We start from the raw sequence: 24,204 nt of genomic DNA, 5'->3' as shown, positions 1-24,204 counted from the left end.
CTTTTTGCGCCCCATTTTTCGCTGACCGATTCAAACCGGAGTTTTTTCAAATGGCTATCGAACGCACCCTGTCCATCATCAAGCCCGACGCCGTCGCCAAGAACGTGATCGGCAAGATCTACCAGCGCTTCGAAGATGCGGGGCTGAAGATCGTCGCCTCCAAGATGGTGCACCTGTCCGAGCGCGAAGCCGGCCAGTTCTACGCCGTGCACAAGGAGCGCCCCTTCTTCAAGGATCTGGTGTCCTTCATGGTTTCCGGTCCGGTGATGATCCAGGTCCTCGAAGGCGAGAACGCCATCGCCAAGAATCGTGACCTGATGGGCGCCACCGACCCGAAGAAGGCCGCGCCGGGCACCATCCGCGCCGACTTCGCCGACTCGATCGACGCCAACGCCGTGCACGGTTCGGATGCGCCCGAAACCGCCGCGGTCGAAGTCGCGTTCTTCTTCCCCGGAATGAACGTTTACGCCCGCTAAGCCTCTCAGGGCTACGCCCGCGCATCGGCCCGCGCACTTCGTGCGTCGCGGGCCGATTGCATTTTGAGGGCAGTACAGGAAACACATGGAAACACCGGTCAATCTGCTCGATTTCGACGTCGACGGCCTCGTCGCCTGGTTTGCCGAGCGCGGCGAAAAGCCCTTCCGCGCGCGCCAGGTGATGCGCTGGATGCACCGCTTCGGCGAAACCGAATTCGACAACATGACCGACGTCGCGAAGAGCCTGCGCGCGAAGCTCGCCCAGGAGGCGTGCATCCGTCCGCCGCAGGCCATCCGTGACAGCGTCTCGGAAGACGGCACGCGCAAGTGGCTGCTGGATGTCGGCAACGCCAATGCGGTCGAGGCCGTGTTCATCCCCGAGACCAACCGCGGCACGCTGTGCATCTCCTCGCAGGCCGGCTGCGCGCTCGACTGCGCCTTCTGCTCGACCGGCAAGCAGGGCTTCAACCGCAACCTCAGCGCGGCCGAGATCATCGGCCAGCTGTGGCTCGCCAACAAGCTGCTGGGCGGCACCGCGACGCCCGCGGGGGCGAAGGATGCCGACGGCGATGCGGACAACGGCCGCGTCATCAGCAACGTCGTCATGATGGGCATGGGCGAACCGCTCGCGAACTTCGACAACGTCGTCACCGCGCTGCGCCTGATGCTCGACGACCACGCCTACGGCCTGTCGCGCCGCCGCGTGACGGTGTCCACCTCCGGCATCGTGCCGGCGATGGACCGCCTGCGCGAGGAATGCCCGGTCGCGCTCGCCGTGTCGCTGCACGCGCCCGACGACGCGCTGCGCGATCGCCTCGTGCCGATCAACCAGAAATACCCGCTGCGCGAGCTGATGGCCGCGTGCCGGCGCTACCTCGAACGCGCGCCGCGCGACTTCGTGACCTTCGAATACGTCATGCTCGACGGCGTCAATGATTCCGACGCGCATGCGCGCGCGCTCGTCGCCCTCGTGCGCGACGTGCCGTGCAAGTTCAACCTGATCCCGTTCAACCCCTTCCCGAATTCCGGCTTCGACCGCTCCCAGCCGGAACGCATACGCCGCTTTGCAGGTATCCTGATCGATGCGGGCATCGTCACGACCACCCGCAAGACGCGCGGCGACGACGTCAATGCCGCCTGCGGCCAGCTCGCGGGGCAGGTCCAAGACCGCACGCGCCGCACCGTTCGCCTGGTGAAATCGATGGAGGATCGTGCATGACCCGGCTCTTCGTGAAGCTGTCGCTCCCGCTGTTCGCGCTGGCGCTCGCCGGCTGCAATGCCACCATGAACACCGTCGGCTCGCCGCTTGCGGATCGTCCCGTGGCGGACATGCCCGTGTCGGGCAAGGGCGAGGCGACGGCCAAGGTTCACGTCGAGCTGGGTGTCGCCTACCTCCAGCTCGGCAACTACGCCGTCGCGCTCGACGAGGCGCGCGTGGCACTGCAGAACCAGTCCAACTACGCGCCGGCCTATCACCTGATGGGGCTGGTGTACATGTCGATCGACGACGCCAACGCGGCGCGCGAGAACTTCCTGCGCGCCCTCGAGATTGCGCCCAACGACCCCGAGTTCAACAACAGCTTCGGCTGGTTCCAGTGCGTCAACGGAAGCGTGCCGGACGGCCTGGCGCGGCTCGCCTCGGCGGCGCGCAATCCGTACTACCGCAACCCGACGCGGCCCTACACCAACGCCGGTCTGTGCCATCTGCGCCAGAACAACGACACTGCGGCGGAGGCGGAATTCCGCCGTGCCGTGCAGGCCGACCCGGCGAACCGCCAGGCGATCTACCAGCTCGCCGGCATCGCCTACCGGCGCGGCACCTATAACGTCGCGAGCGCGCTGCTCGTCGACCTGCACCAGCAGGGCGAGCCGACGCCGCAGTCGGTGTGGCTGGGGCTGCGCACCGCGCGCCGCCTGGGCAACCGCGACGCCGAGGCGAGCTATGCTGCCCAGCTGCGCGGCCGCTTCGCCGACAGCCCCGAATACCAGACGATGATCCAGGGAAATTACGAGTGACAGAAGTGCATCTGGACCGGCAGGAGGCGGCATCGTCCGACCAGGCTGCCGAGATGGGCGCGCAACTTCGGCAGTTGCGTGAGGCCCGCGGCGAAACGGCGAGCGACGTCGCGCATTCCCTCAAGCTGACCAGCCGGCAGATCGAGGCCATGGAGGCAGGGCGGCTCGACCTCCTGCCCGGCGCCGCGTTCGCGCGCGGCTTCCTGCGCAACTACGCCCGCTACCTCGGGGTCGATCCGGCCATCGTGCTGGCAGCCTTCGAGTCCGACGTCGCTCCCCAGGCGGTCGAACTCGCGCCGGTGTCGAACGCCATCGGCGTGATGCCGAGCGGCAGCGGCGGGCGCCCGATGCAGCTTCCCGTCGGCCTGCTCGCCGGCCTGCTGCTGCTCGCCGTGTTGGTGGGCTGGTACTTCGACTGGTTCCGCATGCCGAAGGAAAACGCCGAGGTCGCCGAGAGCGTCGCCGAACCCGCGACCCCCGTGACGCCTCCCCTGACCAGCGCCGCCGCGGCGCCGCAAGGGCAGGTGTCCGAGTCCGCGCTCGCCGAGAGCGGCGTCGTGCCCTCGCTTCCGCTCGCCGCCACCACCACGCCGGATACGCCGGTACCGGCGGCCGCGCAGCCGACAGCTCCCGCTTCCGTTCAGCCGGGGCCCGCAGCCGCGCTCGCGCCGGTCGCACCTGCACCGGTTGTGCCTCCGGCCGCCGCCGCAGCGGCCGCTGCCGTTCCCCCGGCGCCGGCATCCGCTCCGGGCGTCGAACACATCGTGTTCCGATTCGAGGGCGAATCGTGGATCGAGGTGCGCGATGCGGGCGGTTCCATCGTCTATTCCGGGGTCAACGGCGCCGGCAGCTCGCGCACCGTGCAGGGCAAGCCCCCCTTCGCGCTGGTCGTCGGCAACGCCAAACAAGTGTCCCTCGACTATCGCGGCAAGCCGTACGACCTGACGCCCCACGTGCGCGTCAGCGTCGCGAGATTCACCCTGGAGTGAGCTGAAGTGGCTACAACCCCAACCCTCGACAACCACGCCGGCCCCCTGCCGCGGCACCGCACGCGCCAAGTCCGCGTCGGGCGCGTCCTGATCGGTTCCGACGCCCCCGTCGTGGTGCAGTCGATGACCAACACCGACACCGCGGACGTCCTCGGCACCGCGATGCAGGTTGCCGAGCTCGCACGCGCCGGTTCCGAGCTGGTGCGCATCACGGTCAATAACGAGGCCGCAGCGAAGGCCGTGCCGCACATCCGCGACCGCCTGCTGGCGCTCAACATCGACGTCCCGCTGGTCGGCGACTTCCACTACAACGGCCACAAGCTCCTCACCGACTTTCCCGCGTGCGCGGAGGCGCTTGCCAAGCTGCGCATCAACCCGGGCAACGTAGGTGCGGGTGCCAAGCGCGACCCGCAGTTCGCGGCCATCGTCGAGCTCGCCTGCAGGTACGACAAGCCCGTGCGCATCGGCGTGAACTGGGGCAGCCTCGACCAGTCCGTGCTCGCGCGCGTGATGGACCAGAACGCGAAGCTCGCCGAGCCGCGCGACGCCGGTGCGGTGATGCGCGAAGCGCTCGTCGTCTCCGCCCTCGAATCCGCGGCCAAGGCCGAGGAATACGGCCTCGGCGGCGACCGCATCATCCTCTCGGCGAAGGTGTCGAGCGTGCAGGACCTGATCGCCGTGTACCGTGACATGGCGCGCCGTTGCGACTATCCCCTGCACCTGGGCCTGACCGAGGCCGGCATGGGCTCGAAGGGCATCGTCGCGTCCACGGCCGCGCTCGCCGTGCTGCTGCAGGAAGGCATCGGCGACACCATCCGCATCTCGCTTACGCCCGAGCCCAACGGCAGCCGCACGCAGGAAGTCGTCGTCGCGCAGGAGATCCTGCAGACCATGGGCCTGCGCGCGTTCACGCCCATGGTCACCGCCTGCCCCGGCTGCGGTCGCACGACGAGCACCTTCTTCCAGGAGCTCGCGTCGACGATCCAGACCTACGTGCGCGAGCAGATGCCCGCCTGGCGCGAGCAGTACGACGGCGTCGAGAACATGACGCTCGCCGTCATGGGCTGCGTCGTCAATGGCCCCGGCGAGAGCAAGCATGCCAACATCGGCATCTCGCTCCCCGGCACCGGCGAAACCCCCGCCGCGCCCGTGTTCGTCGACGGCGAAAAAACGGTTACCCTGCGCGGGGACAACATCGCGGCCGAATTCATTGCGATCATCGACAACTACGTCGCGACCAAATACACAAAAAAGGCGGCCTGAGCCGTCCACCTATGACTGAAAAGAAACCTGTGATGCAGACCCTTCAGGCCGTGCGCGGGATGAACGACATCCTGCCCGACGACGCCGAAGCCTGGGAACATTTCGAAGACATCGTGCGCGACTGGCTGCGCAGCTACGGCTACCGCCCGATCCGCATGCCCATCGTCGAGCCGACGCCGCTGTTCAAGCGCGCCATCGGCGAAGTCACCGACATCGTCGAGAAGGAGATGTACTCCTTCGAGGACGCCCTCAACGGCGAGCTCCTTACGCTGCGCCCCGAAGGCACCGCCTCCTGCGTTCGCGCCGCGATCCAGCACAAGATGCTGGCGACGGGCGCCCAGCGCCTGTACTACCACGGGCCGATGTTCCGCCACGAGCGCCCGCAGAAAGGCCGCTACCGCCAGTTCCACCAGATCGGTGTCGAGGCGCTGGGCTTCGACGGTCCCGACATCGACGCTGAGCACATCCTGATGTGCGCGCGCCTGTGGGACGACCTCGGCCTCGAGGACGTCCGGCTCGAACTCAACTCCCTGGGCTCCAGCGAGGAGCGCGCGCGTCACCGCGCTGAGCTGATCGCCTACCTGTCCGCGCACCAGGACCGCCTCGACGAGGACGGCAAGCGCCGCCTGCACACCAACCCACTGCGCATCCTCGACACCAAGAACCCCGACCTGCAGGAGCTCGTCGAGGCCGCGCCGCGGCTGATCGACTTCCTCGGCGAGGAATCGCTCAAGCACTTCGACGGCGTGCAGGCCCTGCTCAAGGATGCCGGCATCCCCTACCGCATCAACCCGCGCCTCGTGCGCGGCCTCGACTACTACAACCGCACCGTGTTCGAATGGGTCACGACGCGGCTCGGGGCGCAGGGCACGGTCTGCGCGGGCGGCCGCTACGACGGCCTGGTCGAGCAGCTCGGCGGCAAGCCCGCCCCGGCGGCGGGTTTCGCGATGGGCGTCGAGCGCCTGCTGGCGCTGTGGCGCGAAGGCGGCGGCGAGATCGAGCGTGCGCTGCCCGATGTCTATGTCGTGCATCTCGGCGAGCAGGCCCAGCGGCTCGCCTTCCGCGCGGCCGAGGCCTTGCGCGGCTACGGTTTCGCGGTGCTCACCCACTGCGGCGGCGGCAGCTTCAAGTCGCAGATGAAGAAGGCCGATGCCAGCGGCGCCCAGCTCGCCGTCGTCATCGGCGACGACGAGGCCGCGGCGGGCGAGGTCGGCCTCAAGCCCCTGCGCGGCCCCGGCGGCCAGCAGCGTGTCGCCCTGGACGTCCTCGGCGATGCGGTCGCCGGGTGCCTATTTACTCAAGAAGAAGAGGAAAACGATGGCAGTGTATGACCTCGAAGAGCAGGAACAGATTTCCGAGCTGAAGGCCTGGTGGGCCCGCTACGGCAATTTCGTGACTGCGATCGCAGTGGCTGCCGCGCTGGCCTCGGTCGGCTGGCAGGGCTGGCAGTACTACAAGAACCGCCAGGCCGGTGAAGCCGGAGCGCTGTACTTCGCGCTTGAGCAGGCGATGATCAACGGCGACGCACAGAAGACGCGCGAAGCGGCCGGCCAGCTCATCGAGAAATTCCCCTCGACGGCCTATGCCGAAATGGGCGCGCTCGCCTCGGCCGGGGTCCAGGTCGAGAAGGGTGACGCGAAGAACGCGCGCGCCCAGCTCGAATGGCTGCTCGCCAAGGGCAGCGATCCCGCGCTCAAGGACATCGCGCGGCTGCGACTGGCTGCCCTGCTGCTCGACGAGGGCGCTTTCGACCAGGCGCTCGCACAGCTCGCGAACGCGCCGGCCCCGGCCCTGAAGGCACGTTTCGAAGACCTGCGCGGCGACGTGCTGGCGGCCAGCGGCAAGCCCGCCGAGGCCCGCAGCGCCTACCAGGCCGCGCTCGATGCGCTGGCCGCGGACGCTGCCGACGGCGGCGAAACCCTGCGCGAAGTCATCCGCGTCAAGCAGCAGGCCCTGGAGGGCTGAGCGATGAAGCGACCGTTCACCGCGTTCGCCCTTGCGGCTTCGCTGGCGCTGCTCGCCGGCTGCTCTTCGCTCAACCCCTTCGCCGAATCGGGACCGAAGCCGGCCAAGCTGCCTGACTTCAAGGCCACCGCCGAATTGCGCCCGCTGTGGCAGGCGCGCATCGGCAAGGCCGGCCCGTATGTGTTCCAGCCCGCGGTTGTCGGCGAAGACGTCTATGCCGCCGCCCATGACGGCGCCGTGGCGCGCTTCAAGGACGGCAAGGCGGTGTGGTCCGTCAATGCCGCCAAGCGCCTGTCCGCAGGCGTGGGCAGCAACGGCAAGCTCGCCGTCGTCGCCACCACCGGCGGCGAGGTCGTCGCGCTCGACGCGGCGAACGGTGCCGAGCGCTGGCGGGTCGCGATCGGTGCCGAGGTGCTCGCTTCGCCGGCGGTCGGCGACGCGATCGTCGTCGTGCGCGCGTCCGACAGCCGTCTGATCGGCCTCGACGCCAATACCGGTGCCCGCCGCTGGGTGTTCCAGCGCGCGACGCCGCCGCTGTCGCTGCGCAGTGTCGCCGGCGTCACGCTGGAAGGGCCGGCTGCAGTGGCCGGCTATCCCGGCGGCAAGCTCGTCGCGGTGAGTCTCGCCAACGGCGGCCAACTGTGGGAACTCACGGTCGCCACGCCCAAGGGTGCGACCGAGCTGGAGCGCGTCGCCGATGTCGCCGGCACCCCGGTGATCGGCCGCAAGGACCTGTGTGCGGTCACCTATCAGGGGCGTGCGGCGTGCTTCGACGCCAGCAACGGCAATGCCCTATGGTCGCGCGAGTTCTCCAGCAGCGTCGGCATGGACCGCGACAGCCGCTTCGTCGTGATCACCGACGACAGCGACGCGGTCCACGCGCTCGATGGTTCGAGCGGTGCCAACGTGTGGAAGCAGAGTGCCCTGCCGCGCCGCGGCCTCTCGCGTCCGCTGATCGTCGGCGACTACGTCGCGGTCGGCGATTTCGAAGGCTACATCCATCTGCTCAAGCGCGACGACGGCACGTTCGCCGCTCGCACGCGCGCCGACAGCAGCTCCGTTAGCGCCGACATGCGCCGTTTCGGCGGCGGCGGCTTCGTCGTCCAGACGCGCGATGGCGGCATCCATGTGTATGAGGCCCGCTGAGCGGGATTGAGCGCTTGAAACCCACCATCGTCCTCGTCGGTCGCCCCAACGTCGGTAAGTCGACGCTGTTCAACCGGCTCACGCGTACGCGCGACGCCCTCGTCGCCGACCAGCCCGGCCTCACCCGCGACCGCCACTACGGCATCGGCCGCGTCGGCGATCGCGACTACCTCGTCGTCGACACCGCCGGTTTCGACCCCGTCGCCAAGGCCGGCATCATGCACGAGATGGCCCGTCAGGCCGAACAGGCGATCGCCGAAGCCGACGTGCTGCTGTTCCTCGTCGACGGCCGCGCCGGCCTTACCCCGCACGACGAGCAGATCGCCGCGCGCCTGCGCCGCGCCGGACGTCCCGTGCACCTGGTCGTGAACAAGGCCGAAGGCATGGAGCGCAGCATCGTCTCCGCCGACTTCCACGCTCTGGGCCTGGGGGCGCCGCTGCCCGTCTCGGCCGCCCACGGCGACGGCATCAAGCAACTCGTCGACCTTGTGCTCGCCGACTTCCCGCTCGACGAAGAACCGGAAGAGGCCGAGGATCGCGGCCCGCGCATCGCCATCGTCGGTCGTCCGAACGTCGGCAAATCGACGCTCGTGAATAGCCTGCTCGGCGAGGAGCGCGTCATCGCCTTCGACATGCCGGGGACCACGCGCGACGCGATCGCGATTCCGTTCGAGCGTGAAGGGCGCAACTACACCTTGATCGACACCGCAGGCCTGCGCCGTCGCGGCAAGATCTTCGAGGCCATCGAGAAGTTCTCGGTCATCAAAACGCTGCAGGCCATCGAGCAATGCAACGTCGTCGTGCTGGTGCTCGACGCGTCGCAGGACATCTCCGACCAGGATGCCCACATCGCGGGCTTCATCCTCGATTCGGGCCGCGCCCTGGTCGTCGCGGTGAACAAGTGGGACAGCGTGGATGACTACCGCCGCGAACTGATCAAGCGGGCCATCGAGCACAAGCTGGGCTTCCTGTCCTTCGCGCGTTTCCATTACATCTCGGCCCTCAAGGGCGCAGGCGTTGCAGCGGTCATGAAGTCGGTCGATTCCGCCTATGCGGCGGCGATGGTGAACCTGTCCACCCCGCGCCTGACCCGCACGCTCCAAGCGGCGCTGGCGAAGCAGGCGCCGCCGCGCAGCGGCATGTTCCGCCCAAAGATGCGCTACGCCCACCAGGGCGGCAACAATCCGCCGGTCGTGGTGATCCACGGCGCGGCCCTGGATCAGGTGCCCGCGTCCTACGTGCGTTTTCTGGAACGCACCTTCATGGAAGCGTTCAAATTGCAGGGCACGCCCTTGCGGATACAATTCCGCACCTCGCACAATCCGTATATCGGAAAAGATTAGTTTCCAACTCCGCACCGGGATCGATTGTTTGTACGAATGTGGCAGTGCAACATGAAATCCTTTACATTCACAATAAAACGCAGCCTCGAGGTTTGAAAATGAGCAACAAAGGGCAACTTCTACAAGACCCGTTCCTGAACACCCTGCGCAGGGAGCATGTCCCCGTGGCGATCTACCTGGTCAACGGCATCAAGCTGCAGGGCCAGATCGAATCCTTCGACCAGTACGTCGTGCTGCTGAAGAACACCGTCACCCAGATGGTGTATAAGCACGCGATCTCGACCGTCGTGCCCGCACGCCCGGTCAACATCCAGCAACAGGACTCGGGTGACGGCAATAGCTGAGTCCCGCGGGCGCCCCATGGACGCCAAGTTCCTCCATGTTTGAGCGCCCCGATGCCGGTGAGCGCGCGGTACTTGTCCAGCTCGACCTGAACCAGGGCGCGCTGGACGAGCGCCTTTCCGAACTCAAGCTGCTCGCACTCAGCGCCGGCGCCAGCGTCGAGGCAGTCATCGGCGGCCGGCGGGCGCGGCCCGATCCGGCGCTTTTCGCCGGACGCGGCAAGGTCGACGAGATCGGCGAAGCGCTGCGCGCCCATGGTGCCGATTTCGTCATCTTCAACCACGCGCTGTCGCCTGCCCAGCAGCGCAATCTCGAACGCAACTTGCAGTGCCGCGTGGTCGACCGCACGGCCCTGATCCTCGACATCTTCGCGCAGCGTGCGCGCAGCCACGAGGGCAAGCTGCAGGTCGAGCTCGCACAGCTCGACCACCTCTCGACCCGCCTCGTGCGCGGCTGGACCCACCTCGAGCGCCAGAAGGGCGGCATCGGCCTGCGTGGTCCGGGCGAAACCCAGCTCGAGACCGACCGCCGGCTGCTGGGCAAGCGCGTCAAGGTGCTCCGGGAGCGCCTCGCGCAGATCGAGAAGCAGCGCCGCGTACGCCGCCGCGGGCGCGAAGGGCGCAACGTGCTGTCGGTGTCGCTCGTCGGCTACACCAACGCCGGCAAGTCGACGCTGTTCAATTCGCTGACCAAGGCCGGCGCGTATGCGGCCGACCAGCTCTTCGCGACCCTGGACACGACCTCGCGCCGTCTCTATGTGGGCGAGGGGAGCAACGTCGTGCTCTCCGATACGGTAGGCTTCATCCGCGACCTGCCGCACGCGCTCGTCGCGGCCTTCCATGCGACGCTCGAGGAAACCGCGAACGCGGACCTGCTTTTGCACGTCGTAGACTGCGCGAGCGAGGACCGCGAGGCCCAGATCGAGGCCGTCAATGGGGTGCTCGCCGAGATCGGTGCCGGTGCCGTGCCGCAGATCATGGTCATGAACAAGATCGACCTGACCCGCGCCGAGCCCGGAGTTCAGCGGGACGAGTATGGTAAGATCGTGCGCGTTTTTCTGAGCGCCAGGACTGGCGAAGGACTCGGGCTGTTGCGCGAGGCCTTCGCCGAGGCAGCGCGCGACGCAGCGACGGACGCGTCGGCCGATCCAGTCGGGATCGGGCCGGATTTCACCGATAAAGACCCAATTCAAACGTGATTACAGGCGTTCTAATGTCTCTCAACGATCCACGCTGGGGTAGCAACCAGGGGAATGGCGACGACAAGCGCGGCGACGACAGGCGCGGTGGCAACCAAGGGCCTCCCGACCTCGAGGACCTGTGGCGCGACTTCAATCAGCGCCTGTCGGGCATGCTCGGCGGCAAGCGCGGGCCGCGTGGCGGCGGTGGTGGCGATGGCGGCGGGCCGCAATTCCCGCAGCTCTCGTTCAAACAGTTCGGTGGCGGCATCGGCGCGCTGCTGGGGCTCGTCGCGGTCATCTGGCTCGCCAGCGGCTTCTACATCGTCGACGCCAACCAGCGCGGCGTCGTCCTGCGCTTCGGCAGCTATGTCGAGACGACCGAGCCGGGCCTGCGCTGGCGCCTGCCCTATCCGATCGAGACGAGCGACGTGGTCGACCTGACCGGCGTGCGTACCGTCGAGGTCGGCTATCGCGGTTCCGAGCGTAACAAGATGCTGCGCGAAGCGCTGATGCTCACCGATGACGAGAACATCATCAACATCCAGTTCGCGGTGCAGTACATACTGACGAGTCCGGAGAAGTACCTGTTCAATAACCGCTATGCCGACGAGTCCGTGATGCATGCGGCCGAATCCGCGATGCGCGAGATCGTCGGCAAGAGCAAGATGGACTTCGTGCTCTACGAAGGGCGCGAGCAGATGGCCTCGAGCGCACATGAATCGATCCAGAAGATCCTCGACCGCTACGATACGGGTATCCAGATCAGCCGCGTGACGATGCAGAACGCCCAGCCGCCCGAGCAGGTGCAGGCCGCGTTCGACGACGCGGTGAAGGCCGGACAGGATCGCGAACGCCTGCGCAACGAGGGTGAGGCCTACGCCAACGACGTGATTCCGCGCGCGCGCGGTACCGCGTCCCGTCTGATCGAGGAAGCCAACGCCTATCAGGCGCGGGTGATCGCGAACGCGGAAGGCGATGCGAGCCGCTTCACGCAGATCCTGGCCGAGTACCGACGCGCGCCGGAAGTAACGCGTGAGCGCCTGTATCTCGAAACGATGCAGCAGGTCATGTCGAAGACCAGCAAGGTCATGGTCGACGCCAAGGGCAACGGCAACCTGCTGTTCATGCCGCTCGACAAGCTGATGCAGGCAACCGGCAGCCAGGGAGCGCACGACGCGAATCCGGCGCCGACACCGACCGCCGCGGCTCCGGCACCGGCAGGGCGGGGCGACAGTTCGATGGATTCACGCAGCCGCGATCTGATGGCGCGCGATCGTGAACGGGGAGAGCGCTGATGCGTGACAAGATGCCGATTTTCGCGGGCGCGTTGCTGCTGCTCGCCGCACTCGCCTCGATGACGCTGTTTACTGTGGATCAGCGGCAGTTCGCCGTGGTATTCCAGCTCGGCGAGGTCAAGGAAGTGATCGACAAGCCGGGCCTGAACTTCAAGTGGCCCATGATCCAGAACGTGCGCTACTTCGATCGCCGCATCCTGACGATGGACACGCCGGAACCCGAGCGTTTCATCACGGCGGAAAAGAAGAACGTGCTGGTCGACCACTTCGTCAAGTGGCGCATCGTCGACCCTCAGCTCTACTACGTCTCCGTGGCGGGCGACGAGGCGCGTGCGCGCATCCGTCTGCTGCAGACCGTAAACGCCGGCCTGCGCGAGGAGTTCGGTCGCCGCACCGTGCATGACGTGGTGTCCGGCGCCCGCGACAAGATCATGGAAGACATGCGCACCCGCGCCGACCTGGACGCGCGCAAGATCGGCGTGCAGATCCTGGACGTGCGCCTGAAGCGCGTCGATCTGCCGCTCGAAGTGTCCGAATCCGTGTATCGCCGCATGGAGGCCGAGCGCAAGCGTGTCGCCAACGAGCTGCGTTCGGAGGGCGGGGCGATCGCCGAGAAGATCCGTGCCGACGCCGATCGCCAGCGCGAGGTCATCATCGCGGAAGCCTACCGCGAGGCGCAGCAGATCAAGGGTGCCGGCGACGCCAAGGCCACCGCGACGTACGCGCAGGCCTATGGCCAGAACGCCGAGTTCTATTCCTTCTACCGCAGCCTCGAGGCGTACCGCGAAAGCTTCGCAACCAAGAACGACGTGATGGTCGTCGATCCGAGCTCCGAGTTCTTCAGGTTCATGAAGGATTCCGGCGGGGGCAAGAAGAACTGAGCTCATGAGCAACAAGCTGCTGATGGCCTTCGCACTGATGTTGGTGATCGAAGGCATCCTGCCCTTTGTCGCGCCAGCCGCCTGGCGCGAAACTTTTTTGCGGCTCGCGCAGATGGCTGACGGTCAGATCCGTTTCATCGGACTGACCTCGATGCTGATCGGTGTCGCGCTGCTCGTGGTGTTCTCGTAAATATCATGCGCTGGGTACTTCCCGATCACATCCAGGACGCGCTGCCGTCCGAGGCCGAAAAGCTCGAGCGCCTGCGCCGGCGCCTGCTCGACGCCTTCCGCAGCCACGGCTACCAGCTCGTGGTGCCGCCGCTGCTCGAATACCTCGACTCGCTGACGACCGGTGCCGGCCAGGATCTCAAGCTGCGCACCTTCAAGCTGGTCGACCAGCTCTCGGGCAAGACGATGGGCGTGCGTGCCGATATGACCCCGCAGGTCGCGCGCATCGACGCCCACCTGCTGAACCGCAAGGGCGTGTCGCGCCTGTGTTACTGCGGCAGCGTGCTGCACGCGCTGCCGTCGACGCTCACGGCCACGCGCGAGCCGCTGCAACTCGGTGCCGAGCTGTATGGACATGCCGGCATCGATGCCGACATCGAGATTGTGCGCCTGCTGTCCGAAGTGATGCGTCTCGCCGAGGTGCCCGCGAGCCGCATCGACCTGGGACACGTCGGCCTGTTCCGCGTGCTCGCAGCGCAGGCCGGGATGGTGCCGGAGCGTGAGGAAGAGCTTTTCGATCTGCTGCAGGCGAAGGACGTGCCGGGCCTGCGCGAACTGCTGGCCGACGTTGCCGAGCCGGCGCGCTCGGCGCTGTTGGCCTTGCCGGCCCTGTATGGCGGCGCCGAGGTGCTGGACGAGGCGCGCCGCTGCCTGCCCGATGAGCCGGCAATCCGTTCCGCGCTCGACGATCTGAGCACGCTCGCGACCGCGCTTGCCGATTTGCCGATCAGTTTCGACCTTGCCGATCTGCGCGGCTACCACTATCACAACGGAGTGGTCTTCGCCGCCTACGGCAGCGGCTCGCCGGCGGCGCTCGCGCTGGGCGGGCGCTACGACCGTATCGGTCAGGCATTCGGCCGTGCGAGGCCGGCGACGGGTTTCAGCCTCGACCTGCGCGAGCTGGCGTTACATCTGCCCGATGCGGCGGAGCCGGGCGCCATCCTCGCGCCGGCCGTCGCGGACGAGGCCTTGCAGGAAATGGTCGCGCAGTTGCGCGCGCAGGGCGAGGTCGTGATGACGGCCCTGCCGGGACATGATGGAAGCTGGAAGGAGGCCGGTTGCGACCGGCAACTGATCGGGCGTGACGGCCGCTGGACGGTCGAGGCGCTTCAGGGAGAATGAAGTAAATGTCAAAGAACGTAGTGGTTGTCGGCACCCAGTGGGGCGACGAGGGCAAGGGCAAGATCGTTGACTGGCTCACCGACCATGCCAAGGGCGTGGTGCGCTTCCAGGGTGGCCACAACGCCGGCCATACGCTGGTGATCGGGGCCAACGAATACAAGCTCAACCTCGTGCCTTCGGGCATCGTGCGCGAAGGCGTGGCCTGCTACATCGGCAATGGCGTGGTGCTCGACGCGCATCATCTGTTGTCCGAGATCCGCGTGCTCGAAGCAGGTGGCATCAAGGTGCGCGAGCGCCTGCGCATCAGCCCGGGCTGCCCGCTGATCCTCGGTTACCACTCCGCGCTCGATCGCGCGCGCGAGGCGGCGAAGAGCGCCTCCGACAAGATCGGCACGACCGGCAAGGGCATCGGCCCGACTTACGAGGACAAGGTCGCCCGCCGCGCGCTGCGCGTGTATGACCTGTTCGACCGCGAACGCTTCGCCGAGAAGCTGCGCGCGAACCTCGAATACCACAACTTCGTGCTGACGCAGCACCTCGGTGCCGATGCGGTCGACTTCCAGACCGTGTTCGACCAGGCGATGGCCGACGCCGAGGAAATCCGCCCGATGGTGGCTGACGTTTCGGCCGAGCTGTACGCGGTGAACAAGGCCGGCGGCAACCTGCTGTTCGAAGGTGCCCAGGGCACGCTGCTCGACATCGATCACGGCACCTATCCCTTCGTCACCTCCAGCAACTGCGTCGCGGGCCAGGCTGCGGCTGGATCGGGTGTCGGTCCGGGGCGCCTGCACTACGTGCTGGGCATCACCAAGGCGTACTGCACCCGCGTCGGCGGCGGTCCATTCCCGACCGAGCTCGACATCGAGACCGCCGGCGTGCCGGGTCACCAGATGTCGACCAAGGGGCGCGAGTTCGGCACCGTGACCGGGCGCAAGCGCCGTTGCGGCTGGCTCGACCTCGCGGCGCTCAAGCGCTCGATCATCATCAACGGCGTCACGGGTCTGTGCATCACCAAGCTCGACGTGCTCGACGGGCTGCCCGAGCTGAAGCTGTGCACGGGTTACATGCTCGACGGCAAGCGCATCGACCTCCTGCCCATGGGCTCGGAGGAAGTAACGCGTTGCGAGCCGATCTACGAGACGATGGCGGGCTGGAGCGGCACGACCTTCGGCGCGCAGAGCTGGGATGCGCTGCCGCAGGAGGCGCGTGCCTACCTGCACCGCATCGAGGAGATCATCGAAATCCCGATCGACGTGATCTCGACCGGTCCGGAGCGCGACGAAACGATCCTGCGCCGCCATCCGTTCGGAGCCTGAGCAGGCTTGACCGGAACGGAAGCGCTGAACGAAACGGGGCCGGCAGCGACCGGCTTCGCGCGCCTGCCGGTCGTGGCGGGCGCGTCGTCGGGCAGCGTGGTCGTTCGCGGGGTGGGGCGCAGCGCTTGCGGCGATTCCGCACGGGAAGCACAAAAAGCAAAAGCCGGTCTTTCGACCGGCTTTTGCCTGGATTTGGTGCCCAGAAGAGGACTCGAACCTCCACGCCTCGCGGCGCTAGTACCTGAAACTAGTGCGTCTACCAATTCCGCCATCTGGGCAAGAGCGCGCATTATAGCGGCAAGTTTGCACTCGGCCAAGGGGGATTTGGCAATCGCACTAAGGACCGGGCGGGGTGTCCGGTGGGAGCGGCTTCAGCCGCGAATCGGCGGTATCGCACGCATCGCGGCCCATTCGCGGCTGAAGCCGCTCCCACAGAATAATCGTCCCCGCGTGGCGATCGTACAGCTTGCGAGCCCTGGGTCGGCGGGAGCCGAGGCATTGCCGCCGCCCTGCAAATTCTTTCATCCGTCGCTATGCGACGGGCAACAAAAAAGCCGACACAAGGTCGGCTTTTCCGTGAAACTGGTGCCCAGAAGAGGACTCGAACCTCCACGCCTCGCAGCGCTAGTACCTGAAACTAGTGCGTCTACCAATTCCGCCATCTGGGCAAGAGCCGCGCATTATAAGCGCCGAACAACGAAAGTCAACCATTGAAAGCATGAAAAAACAAAAAACGAAATCCGACAGCAACTCGCGCGGCTCCGCCGCGCGCAAGCCGGGCTCTGGCCGTGTGCCGGCTCCGAGTGCCATCCGCCGCGCCGATCCCTTCTATGCGCGGGAGGCGGCCGAGTACGAGCACCCGCTGCCGAGCCGCGAATACGTGGTGCAGGTGCTCGCCGACAAGGGCGTGCCGCTGAGCTTCGAGGCGCTGTGCGCGGCGCTCGATGTGCGCAGTGACGAGGCCGTGCTGTTCGAGCGCCGCCTGCGCGCCATGGAGCGCGACGGGCAACTGATGCGTAACCGGCGTGATGCTTACCTGTTGCCCGACAAGGCCGACCTGATCCGGGGCCGCGTGTCGGGACATGCGGACGGCTTCGGCTTCATCATCCGTGAAGACGGGCAGCCGGACATCTTCCTCGGTCCGAAGGAGATGCGCGAGGTCCTGCACGGCGACCGGGTGATCGCTCGCATCACCGGCGTTGACCGGCGCGGGCGTCCAGAAGGCAAGGTGGTCGAAGTGCTCGAGCGCGCGAATACGCGCATCGTCGGGCGCGTGCTGGATCAGCACGGCGTGCAGGTGGTGGTGCCGGAGAACCGGCGCATCGCGCAGGACATCCTGGTCGCCGCGGGCGGCAAGCGGGCGCGGCCTGGGCAGATCGTCACGGCCGAACTCGTGCAGCAGCCGACGAAATTCACGCAGCCTATCGGCCGCATCGTGGAGGTTCTCGGCAACTATGCCGATCCGGGCATGGAGATCGAGATCGCGCTGCGCAAGCACGAGCTGCCGTTCGAGTTCTCGCCGGAGGCGAAGGTCGAGACGCGCAAGCTGCCGGCGAAGGTGCGCAAGATGGACTGGGCGGGGCGCGAGGACATCACGCAGCTGCCGCTGGTGACCATCGATGGCGAGACGGCCAAGGATTTCGACGACGCGGTGTACTGCGAGCGGCAGGGGCGCGGCTACCGCCTGGTCGTCGCGATCGCGGACGTCTCGCATTACGTGCAGCCCGGCAGCGCGCTGGACGTCGAGGCGCAGGAGCGCGGCAACTCGGTGTATTTCCCGCGCCGCGTGATCCCCATGCTGCCGGAGAAGCTCAGCAACGGGCTGTGTTCGCTCAACCCGCAAGTCGAGCGCCTGTGCATGGTATGCGACATGAGCATCGGCCCGACAGGGGAGATCAAGGCGTACCGCTTCTACCCCGCGGTGATGTTCTCGCACGCGCGCCTGACCTACACGCAGGTCGCGGCGGCGCTGTACGACAAGGACGTCGCGGCGCGCGAGCTGGTCGGCGGATTGCTGCCGCACCTCGAGGACCTCGACAAGCTCTTCCGCGTGCTGCTGAAGGCGCGTGCGAAGCGTGGTGCGATCGATTTCGAGACGACCGAGACGCGCATGATCTTCGATGCCGACGGAAAGATCGAGCGCATCGTGCCGGAGGTGCGCAACGATGCGCACCGCCTGATCGAGGAATGCATGCTCGCGGCCAACGTGTGCGCGTCCGAATTCCTGCACGAACGCGAGCATCCGGCGCTGTATCGCGTGCATGAAGGCCCGACGCCGGAAAAGCTCGAGAAGTTGCGCGGCTTCCTCGCCGAGTTCGGCCTGGGTGTGGGCGGCGGCGACGAGCCGAAGGCCGGCGACTATGCGACGCTGCTGGAGAAGGTGAAGGACCGCCCCGATGCCCAGCTGTTGCAGACGGTGATGCTGCGCTCGCTGCGCCAGGCGGTGTACAGCCCGGACAACGTCGGCCATTTCGGGTTGGCGTACGAGGCCTATACGCACTTCACGTCGCCGATCCGCCGTTATCCCGATCTGCTGGTGCACCGGTCGATCAAGGCGGCGCTGGAGAACCGCACCTACGCGGCGGGCGACTGGGACGAAATAGGCCTGCACTGCTCCGCGACCGAGCGGCGCGCGGATGAGGCGACGCGCGATGTCGTGGCGTGGCTGAAGTGCTACTACATGCAGGACAAGGTCGGCGAGGAGTTCACCGGCAGTGTGTCGGCGGTGGTACCCTTCGGCCTCTTCGTCGCCCTCGACGACATCTTCATCGAGGGACTGGTCCACATTTCGGACCTCGGCAGCGACTACTTCCACTTCGACGAGACGCGCCACGAGCTCGCCGGTGAGCGCACAGGTGCGCGCTTCCGTCTGTCGGATCGCGTGCGGGTGCAGGTCGTGCGGGTCGATCTGGAGTCGAGCAAGATCGACTTCCGCCTGATCGAAGGTGCGCCGCGGGCGACCGAGCGGACCGGCAAGACGGCGAAGGACAGGGCCGCGGCGAAGGTGCCTGCGGAGGTGAAAACAGTGCCCGAGGCCGTCGTCGCGATCGCGGCTCCGGAAACCGCTGCGCCGAAGGCGAAGGGTGGCAGGAAGAAGACGGTCGTCTCCGCTGCGGTGCTCGCGGCACCGCGGCCGGCGGCTGAGCCTGCACCACAGCCGAAGGCGCAGGCCGGGCGCAAGGCCGCTGCTCCGGGGAGCGCACCTGCGCAGCCGGCAGTAGCATCCGTTCGGGGCTCCAAGCGTTCTGCTGCCGCAACCACGGCCGAAGCCGTGCCCGCACAGGCCGTGAAGGCAGCCGGCGTGACGTCGACGGCCGATGCGCCCGTCGCTCCGGTGAAGAAGGCGCGGACGACGCGCAAGGTCGTGGCCGTGGCGGTTCCCGAGGCTGCGGCGGCGTCGCCGGACAAGCGCGCCCGGAAGTCTCCGGTGGCGTCGGACGCGGTTGTGGCAAAGCCGACGAAGGCGGCCGCTGCGAAGAAGGCCGCGCAGCCTGCCGAACCGGTTGCCCCGTCGAAGGCTGGCAGGACCGCGGGCGCGAAGAAGGCAAGGGCGGAAGTGCCGGCCCCCGAGGCCAAGGCCCCGGAAACGGACAGGGCCGCGAAGGCAAGCAAGGCTCCGAAGGCCGGCGAGGTGCCCGAGCCGAAGAAAGAAACTGCAGCATCTACAAGGAAAGTGAAACTCCGTGGCTAACAAACCCCCAAGCCGTTCCCGCCCGCAGCAGCCGGGCCATGACGAGGCCCCCGCCGCTGGTCGCGCGGAATCGCGCCTGATCTACGGCTTCCATGCCGTGCTGGGTAAGCTTCGCCGTGACCCCGAGGCGGTGTTCGAGCTGTATTTGTCGTCGAGCCGCAGCGATGCGCGTTCGAAGGACGTCGTGCGGCTGGCCGAGGCGCACAAGGTGCGCATGATCCAGGCTGAGGCCGATCGCCTCGATGGGATGGTCGGCACGCGCCGGCACCAGGGCGTGGTGGCGCGCGTCGATGCGCGCAGCCGCGACATCAAGCTCGCCGACGTGCTCGACGTGCTGGAAGAAAATGCGCTGATCCTCGTTCTCGATGGCGTGCAGGATCCGCACAATCTCGGCGCCTGCCTGCGCGTTGCGGACGCGGCCGGAGCGCACGCGGTGGTGGCGCCGAAGGACCGTGCGGTGGGCCTCAATGCGACCGCGGTGAAGGTGGCGAGCGGTGCGGCCGATTCGGTGCCCTACATCACGGTGACCAACCTGGCGCGCGCGTTGCGCGAGATGCAGGAGGCGGGCGTATGGGTCGTGGGGGCTGCGGGCGAGGCGGAGAAGTCGCTTTACGAGATCGACCAGAAGGGGCCGGTCGCGTGGGTGATGGGCGCCGAAGGCGAGGGCCTGCGCCGGCTGACGCGGGAGACCTGCGACGAACTGGCGAAGATCCCGATGCTCGGCACCGTCGAGAGCCTCAACGTATCGGTCGCGAGCGGGATCTGCCTGTTCGAGGCGCGGCGCCAGCGCGGCGGGTGACGCCGCGTCGCCTGGCTGCGGCGTGAATCTTGCATGGAGCACACCATGCTTCGCGTACTCGTCATCGATGAATCCCGGGCCCGGGCGGCGGAAATCTGCGCCGGGCTCGCGCTCGCCGGTCATCAGGTGGCGGCGGTGCTGGCGTCCTCGTCGGATCTGAGCGCGCAGATCGAGGCGATCCGGCCGGACGTCATCCTGATCGAGACGGATGCGCCGTCGCGCGACACGCTGGAGAACCTGGCGGTGATGAACGCGGAGATGCCGCGACCGGTGATCATCTTCGCGCAGGAAGGCGACCAGGAGACGATACGTGCGGCGGTGAAGGCGGGGGTGTCGACCTATGTCGTCGATGGCCTCGACCCGCAGCGCCTGAAGCCCGTGATCGACGTCGCGGTGGCGAGCTTCGAGGAGCATCAGGCCTTGCGCAGCGAGCTCGCGGCTGCGACGAAGAAGCTCTCCGAGCGCAAGCTGATCGACCGCGCCAAGGGCCTGCTGATGAAGTCGCGCGGAATGGACGAGGCCGAGGCCTACGCGGCGCTGCGCAAGCTTGCGATGGAGCGCGCGAAGCCGATGGCGGCGGTCGCGCAGGATCTCATCGACATGGCGAAGTACTTGCTGTAGCAGGTGCTGCACCACCCGGTGCAGGACCCGTTCGGCGGCGAATGCAAGCCGAGTTCCCCTGTGGGAGCGGCTTCAGCCGCGAATGGACGCAGTCATGGCGACATCGCCGATTCGCGGCTGAAGCCGCTACCACAGGGCGGCCTGCCCAACTTGTTCGACCGGGAACAGCCGCGCACGATTGGTGCGATACCCCTGTGTTGTGCACTGCAATAGTGCGGTTACCATGCGTTCCCGCCGCATGTTTCATCATGCTTCGTTGCTACGGAAACCCTTGCCGATAAAGGTGTTAGGCGTTGTTCGCCGCGCCTGGCACAGCATCTGCTATGGAAGCCCTGAGTCGAATCAATGGCGGTTCGGCGACGGATTGACCGGCCCCAATGTCGGGGTCGTGCAAGCTACGGACAACGGCGTCCATCCCCGGGCGGAATCCTCGCGATTTGCCACGGGCGATGTGCGCCGTTTTCGTTTTCCAGCCTGCAGGGAGATGAAGATGAGTGCGTTCGAGGACAAGGGCATGTCGCGGCGGGAGTTCGTGCGGCGGACGATGGTGCTTTCGGGAGCAGCGATGATGGGCTCGACGGGCTTGGGCGTGAGCGGAGGCGCGTGGGCGGCAGGTTCGGACGCGCCGGAGAAGAAGGAGATCCGCGTCGGCTTCATCCCGCTGACGGACTGCTCGTCGGTGGTGATGGCGGCGGTGCAGAAGTTCGACGAGAAGTACGGCATCAAGATCATCCCGAGCAAGGAGGCGAGCTGGGCGGCGGTGCGCGACAAGCTGGTGTCGGGCGAGCTCGATGCGGCGCATGTGCTGTACGGCCTCGTGTATGGCGTGCATCTGGGAATCGGCGGGCCGAAGAAGGACATGGCGGTGCTGATGAGCCTGAACAACAACGGCCAGGCAATCACGCTCGCGAGCAAACTGAAGGAGCAGGGCGTCACCGACGGCGCGGGGCTGAGGAAGCTGATCACCGCGAAGCCGGGCGAATACACCTTCGCGCAGACCTTCCCGACCGGCACGCACGCGATGTGGCTGTACTACTGGCTGGCGGCGCACGACATCAACCCGATGAAGGACGTGAAGGTCATCACCGTCCCGCCGCCGCAGATGGTCGCGAACATGCGCGTGGGCAACATGGACGGGTTCTGTGTCGGCGAGCCGTGGAACAACCGCGCGATCATGGACAAGATCGGCTTTACCGCGGTGACGACGCAGGACATCTGGACCGACCACCCGGAGAAGGTGCTCGGTACCACCGCCGACTGGGTTGCGAAGCATCCCAACGCGGCGCGCGCGCTGACCGCCGCGATCCTCGAGGCCGGCCGCTGGATCGACTCGTCGCTGCCTAACCGCCGCACGACCGCCGAGACCGTCGCGCAGAAGTCCTATATCAACACGGACATGGACGTGATCCTCGAGCGCATGCTGGGTCGTTACTCGAACGGGCTGGGCAAGAGCTGGGACGATCCGAACTACATGAAGTTCTACAGCGATGGCGCGGTGAACTTCCCTTACCTGTCGGACGGCATGTGGTTCCTGACGCAGCACCGGCGCTGGGGGCTGCTCGACAAGGATGTCGATTACCTCGCGGTGGCGAAGCAGATCAATCGTATCGACATCTACAAGCAGGCGGCAACGGCGGCGAAGGTGCCGCTGCCCAAGAGCGAGATGCGCAGCCACAAGCTGATCGACGGCGTGGTGTGGGACGGCAAGGATCCGGCGAAGTACGCCGGTTCGTTCAAGGTCAGGGCGTGAGCGGGAGGGCGCGGCGATGACGCTGGCAGTGGTGGCGGACCGGACTGACGCCGGGACCGCGGAGGTGAGGGGGCTGCGCGCGGTGCTGGCGGCGCGCGGCAAGGGCCGGGCGGTGAAGGTCGTGGCGGCCGATGCGCCTGCTGCGGCGCCGGGCAGGGGCTACGGCGCGCGCCTGGGCGGCTGGATGCGCGCGCTGGCCGCGGCCGTGCTGCCGCCCTTGGCGGGGCTCGCGCTGCTGATCGGCCTGTGGCATCTGGCGACGATGAACGGCGGCGGCATCCCGACGCCGGGCAAGACCTGGGAGGCGGCGGTGGCGATCTTCTCCGACCCGTTCTACCGCGCCGGGCCGAACGACCAGGGCATCGGCTGGAACGTGCTGTCGTCCTTGCAGCGCGTGGCGATCGGTTTCGGCATCGCGGCGCTGGTGGGCATCCCGGCTGGCTTCCTGCTGGGGCGCTTCGCGGTGCTGTCTCAGATGATGAACCCGATCATCAGCCTGCTGCGCCCGGTGAGCCCGCTCGCGTGGTTGCCGATCGGCCTGCTGGTGTTCCAGCGCGCCGACCCGGCGGCCACCTGGACGATCTTCATCTGCTCGATCTGGCCGATGATTCTCAACACCGCCCAGGGCGTGACGCGCGTGCCGCAGGACTACCTCAACGTGGCGCGGGTGCTGAACCTGTCCGAGTGGAAGGTGTTCACGAAGATCCTGTTCCCGGCGGTGCTGCCCTACATGCTGACCGGCATCCGCCTGTCGATCGGCACGGCGTGGCTGGTGATCGTCGCGGCCGAGATGCTGACCGGCGGCGTGGGGGTCGGTTTCTGGGTGTGGGACGAGTGGAACAACCTCAAGGTCGAGCACATCATCATCGCGATCTTCGTGATCGGCATCGTCGGCCTGATCCTCGAGCAGGCGCTGATGCTGCTTGCCCGTCGTTTCAACTATGAAGGCCGCTGAGCGGTGGAGGAGACCATCATGAAGAAGATCGTACAGATCGAGAACGTCGGGCAGGTCTTCAACACGAAGAACGGACCCTTCACGGCGCTGCGCGGGATCAGCCTGGACATCCACGAGGGCGAGAGCATCAGCCTGATCGGCCACTCGGGCTGCGGCAAGTCGACGCTGCTGAACCTGATCGCAGGACTCACGCGGCCGACCTCGGGCGTGATGCTGTGCGACGGGCGCGAGATCGCCGGCCCCGGCCCCGAGCGCGCGGTGGTGTTCCAGAACCATTCGCTGCTGCCCTGGCTCACGTGCTATGACAATGTGTATCTCGCGGTCGATCGCGTGTTCGGCGCGAAGGAGGGCAAGGCGAAGCTGAAGCAGCGTACGCAGGATGCGCTGGCGCTGGTCGGGCTGTCGCACGCCGAGACGAAGTTTCCGCACGAGATCTCGGGGGGCATGAAGCAGCGGGTCGGCATCGCCCGCGCGCTGTCGATGGAGCCGCGCATCCTGCTGATGGACGAGCCTTTCGGCGCGCTCGATGCGCTCACGCGTGCGATGCTGCAGGACGAGCTGGTGAAGATCCTCGCGGCGACGAAGGCGACGATGGTGATGGTGACGCACGACGTCGATGAGGCGGTGCTGCTGTCGGATCGCGTCGTGATGCTCACCAACGGGCCGGCGGCGACGATCGGCGAGATCCTGGAGGTGAAGCTGGCGCGTCCGCGCGATCGCTTGGCGTTGGCCGAGCAGCCGGAGTTCGCGCACTGCCGCGCGGCGGTGCTGGATTTCCTGTACAAGAAGCAGCTGAAGCACGCGGCCTGAGGGGGGGGCATTGGCG

At 67.1% G+C, this 24,204-nt stretch carries 22 protein-coding genes and 2 tRNA genes; 22 read left to right on the top strand and 2 right to left on the bottom strand.

The genetic code is table 11. The features are described from left to right. Positions 1–50: 50 nt before the first annotated feature. From ndk to GO615_RS18100, 16 genes are all read left to right on the top strand, one after another. Positions 51–476 (top strand): nucleoside-diphosphate kinase, encoded by a 426-nt coding sequence (ndk, locus tag GO615_RS18175; RefSeq protein ID WP_169130704.1) that lies wholly within the window; start codon positions 51–53, stop codon positions 474–476. Between the two features lie 85 nt (positions 477–561). Then, positions 562–1,695, top strand: coding sequence for a dual-specificity RNA methyltransferase RlmN (gene rlmN / locus GO615_RS18170; protein ID WP_169130702.1), 1,134 nt, complete (start codon positions 562–564; stop codon positions 1,693–1,695). Beyond that, positions 1,692–2,492: a type IV pilus biogenesis/stability protein PilW gene (gene pilW / locus GO615_RS18165; RefSeq protein ID WP_169130700.1), complete on the top strand. Its 801-nt coding sequence runs from the start codon at positions 1,692–1,694 to the stop codon at positions 2,490–2,492. Before rlmN ends, pilW begins: the two co-directional genes overlap by 4 nt. Then, positions 2,489–3,481 (top strand): RodZ domain-containing protein, encoded by a 993-nt coding sequence (locus GO615_RS18160; RefSeq protein ID WP_339380071.1) that lies wholly within the window; start codon positions 2,489–2,491, stop codon positions 3,479–3,481. Before pilW ends, GO615_RS18160 begins: the two co-directional genes overlap by 4 nt. 6 nt (positions 3,482–3,487) lie before the next feature. Beyond that, positions 3,488–4,744 (top strand): flavodoxin-dependent (E)-4-hydroxy-3-methylbut-2-enyl-diphosphate synthase, encoded by a 1,257-nt coding sequence (gene ispG / locus GO615_RS18155; protein WP_169130698.1) that lies wholly within the window; start codon positions 3,488–3,490, stop codon positions 4,742–4,744. A 29-nt stretch (positions 4,745–4,773) separates the two neighbouring features. Next, entirely contained in the window at positions 4,774–6,075 is a 1,302-nt protein-coding gene (hisS, locus tag GO615_RS18150; protein ID WP_169130696.1) for a histidine--tRNA ligase, read from the top strand. After that, positions 6,062–6,709: a tetratricopeptide repeat protein gene (locus GO615_RS18145; RefSeq protein ID WP_169130694.1), complete on the top strand. Its 648-nt coding sequence runs from the start codon at positions 6,062–6,064 to the stop codon at positions 6,707–6,709. Before hisS ends, GO615_RS18145 begins: the two co-directional genes overlap by 14 nt. Before the next feature lie 3 nt (positions 6,710–6,712). Further along, positions 6,713–7,855 (top strand): outer membrane protein assembly factor BamB, encoded by a 1,143-nt coding sequence (bamB, locus tag GO615_RS18140; protein ID WP_169130692.1) that lies wholly within the window; start codon positions 6,713–6,715, stop codon positions 7,853–7,855. 14 nt (positions 7,856–7,869) lie between these two features. Then, a complete protein-coding gene (gene der, locus GO615_RS18135; RefSeq protein ID WP_169130690.1) occupies positions 7,870–9,198 on the top strand; it encodes a ribosome biogenesis GTPase Der in 1,329 nt (442 codons plus the stop codon). Positions 9,199–9,296: 98 nt separating this feature from the next. Beyond that, entirely contained in the window at positions 9,297–9,542 is a 246-nt protein-coding gene (gene hfq / locus GO615_RS18130; protein WP_026295813.1) for an RNA chaperone Hfq, read from the top strand. 35 nt (positions 9,543–9,577) lie between these two features. Then, positions 9,578–10,738, top strand: coding sequence for a ribosome rescue GTPase HflX (gene hflX / locus GO615_RS18125; RefSeq protein WP_169130688.1), 1,161 nt, complete (start codon positions 9,578–9,580; stop codon positions 10,736–10,738). A 14-nt stretch (positions 10,739–10,752) separates the two neighbouring features. After that, the gene (hflK, locus tag GO615_RS18120; RefSeq protein WP_169130686.1) at positions 10,753–12,015 is read left to right on the top strand and encodes an FtsH protease activity modulator HflK; all 1,263 of its coding nucleotides are present in this window, start codon (positions 10,753–10,755) and stop codon (positions 12,013–12,015) included. Continuing rightward, entirely contained in the window at positions 12,015–12,896 is an 882-nt protein-coding gene (gene hflC / locus GO615_RS18115; RefSeq protein WP_169130683.1) for a protease modulator HflC, read from the top strand. Before hflK ends, hflC begins: the two co-directional genes overlap by 1 nt. 4 nt (positions 12,897–12,900) lie before the next feature. Then, on the top strand, positions 12,901–13,086 hold the full coding sequence (locus tag GO615_RS18110; protein WP_169130681.1) for a DUF2065 domain-containing protein: 186 nt from the start codon (positions 12,901–12,903) through the stop codon (positions 13,084–13,086). 5 nt (positions 13,087–13,091) lie between these two features. Beyond that, positions 13,092–14,246, top strand: coding sequence for an ATP phosphoribosyltransferase regulatory subunit (locus GO615_RS18105; RefSeq protein WP_169130679.1), 1,155 nt, complete (start codon positions 13,092–13,094; stop codon positions 14,244–14,246). Positions 14,247–14,251: 5 nt separating this feature from the next. Next, the gene (locus tag GO615_RS18100; protein WP_169130677.1) at positions 14,252–15,562 is read left to right on the top strand and encodes an adenylosuccinate synthase; all 1,311 of its coding nucleotides are present in this window, start codon (positions 14,252–14,254) and stop codon (positions 15,560–15,562) included. A 193-nt stretch (positions 15,563–15,755) separates the two neighbouring features. Here GO615_RS18100 and GO615_RS18095 read toward each other — a convergent pair. Next, positions 15,756–15,840: transfer RNA gene (locus GO615_RS18095), tRNA-Leu, on the bottom strand. Positions 15,841–16,145: 305 nt separating this feature from the next. After that, a tRNA-Leu gene (locus GO615_RS18090) sits at positions 16,146–16,230 on the bottom strand. Between the two features lie 50 nt (positions 16,231–16,280). Between GO615_RS18090 and rnr the strand changes: the two genes are divergently transcribed. From rnr to GO615_RS18060, 6 genes are all read left to right on the top strand, one after another. Next, positions 16,281–19,253, top strand: coding sequence for a ribonuclease R (gene rnr, locus GO615_RS18085; protein ID WP_169130675.1), 2,973 nt, complete (start codon positions 16,281–16,283; stop codon positions 19,251–19,253). A 76-nt stretch (positions 19,254–19,329) separates the two neighbouring features. After that, a complete protein-coding gene (rlmB, locus tag GO615_RS18080) occupies positions 19,330–20,052 on the top strand; it encodes a 23S rRNA (guanosine(2251)-2'-O)-methyltransferase RlmB (protein WP_169130768.1) in 723 nt (240 codons plus the stop codon). Positions 20,053–20,097: 45 nt separating this feature from the next. After that, positions 20,098–20,673, top strand: coding sequence for an ANTAR domain-containing response regulator (locus tag GO615_RS18075; protein ID WP_169130673.1), 576 nt, complete (start codon positions 20,098–20,100; stop codon positions 20,671–20,673). Between the two features lie 484 nt (positions 20,674–21,157). Further along, a complete protein-coding gene (locus GO615_RS18070; protein WP_407279793.1) occupies positions 21,158–22,423 on the top strand; it encodes a CmpA/NrtA family ABC transporter substrate-binding protein in 1,266 nt (421 codons plus the stop codon). A 16-nt stretch (positions 22,424–22,439) separates the two neighbouring features. After that, positions 22,440–23,378 (top strand): nitrate ABC transporter permease, encoded by a 939-nt coding sequence (gene ntrB / locus GO615_RS18065; RefSeq protein WP_169130669.1) that lies wholly within the window; start codon positions 22,440–22,442, stop codon positions 23,376–23,378. A gap of 18 nt (positions 23,379–23,396) precedes the next feature. Continuing rightward, positions 23,397–24,188 carry an ABC transporter ATP-binding protein gene (locus GO615_RS18060; protein WP_169130667.1) on the top strand — a complete coding sequence of 264 codons (792 nt, stop codon included), beginning with the start codon at positions 23,397–23,399 and terminating at the stop codon, positions 24,186–24,188. Positions 24,189–24,204: the final 16 nt, after the last annotated feature.

The sequence above is a fragment of the Aromatoleum evansii genome (assembly GCF_012910805.1).
Taxonomy (GTDB): Bacteria; Pseudomonadota; Gammaproteobacteria; order Burkholderiales; family Rhodocyclaceae; genus Aromatoleum; species Aromatoleum evansii.
The sequence above is the reverse complement of the archived record's forward strand: the minus strand, read 5'-3'. Positions and strand labels throughout refer to the sequence as shown.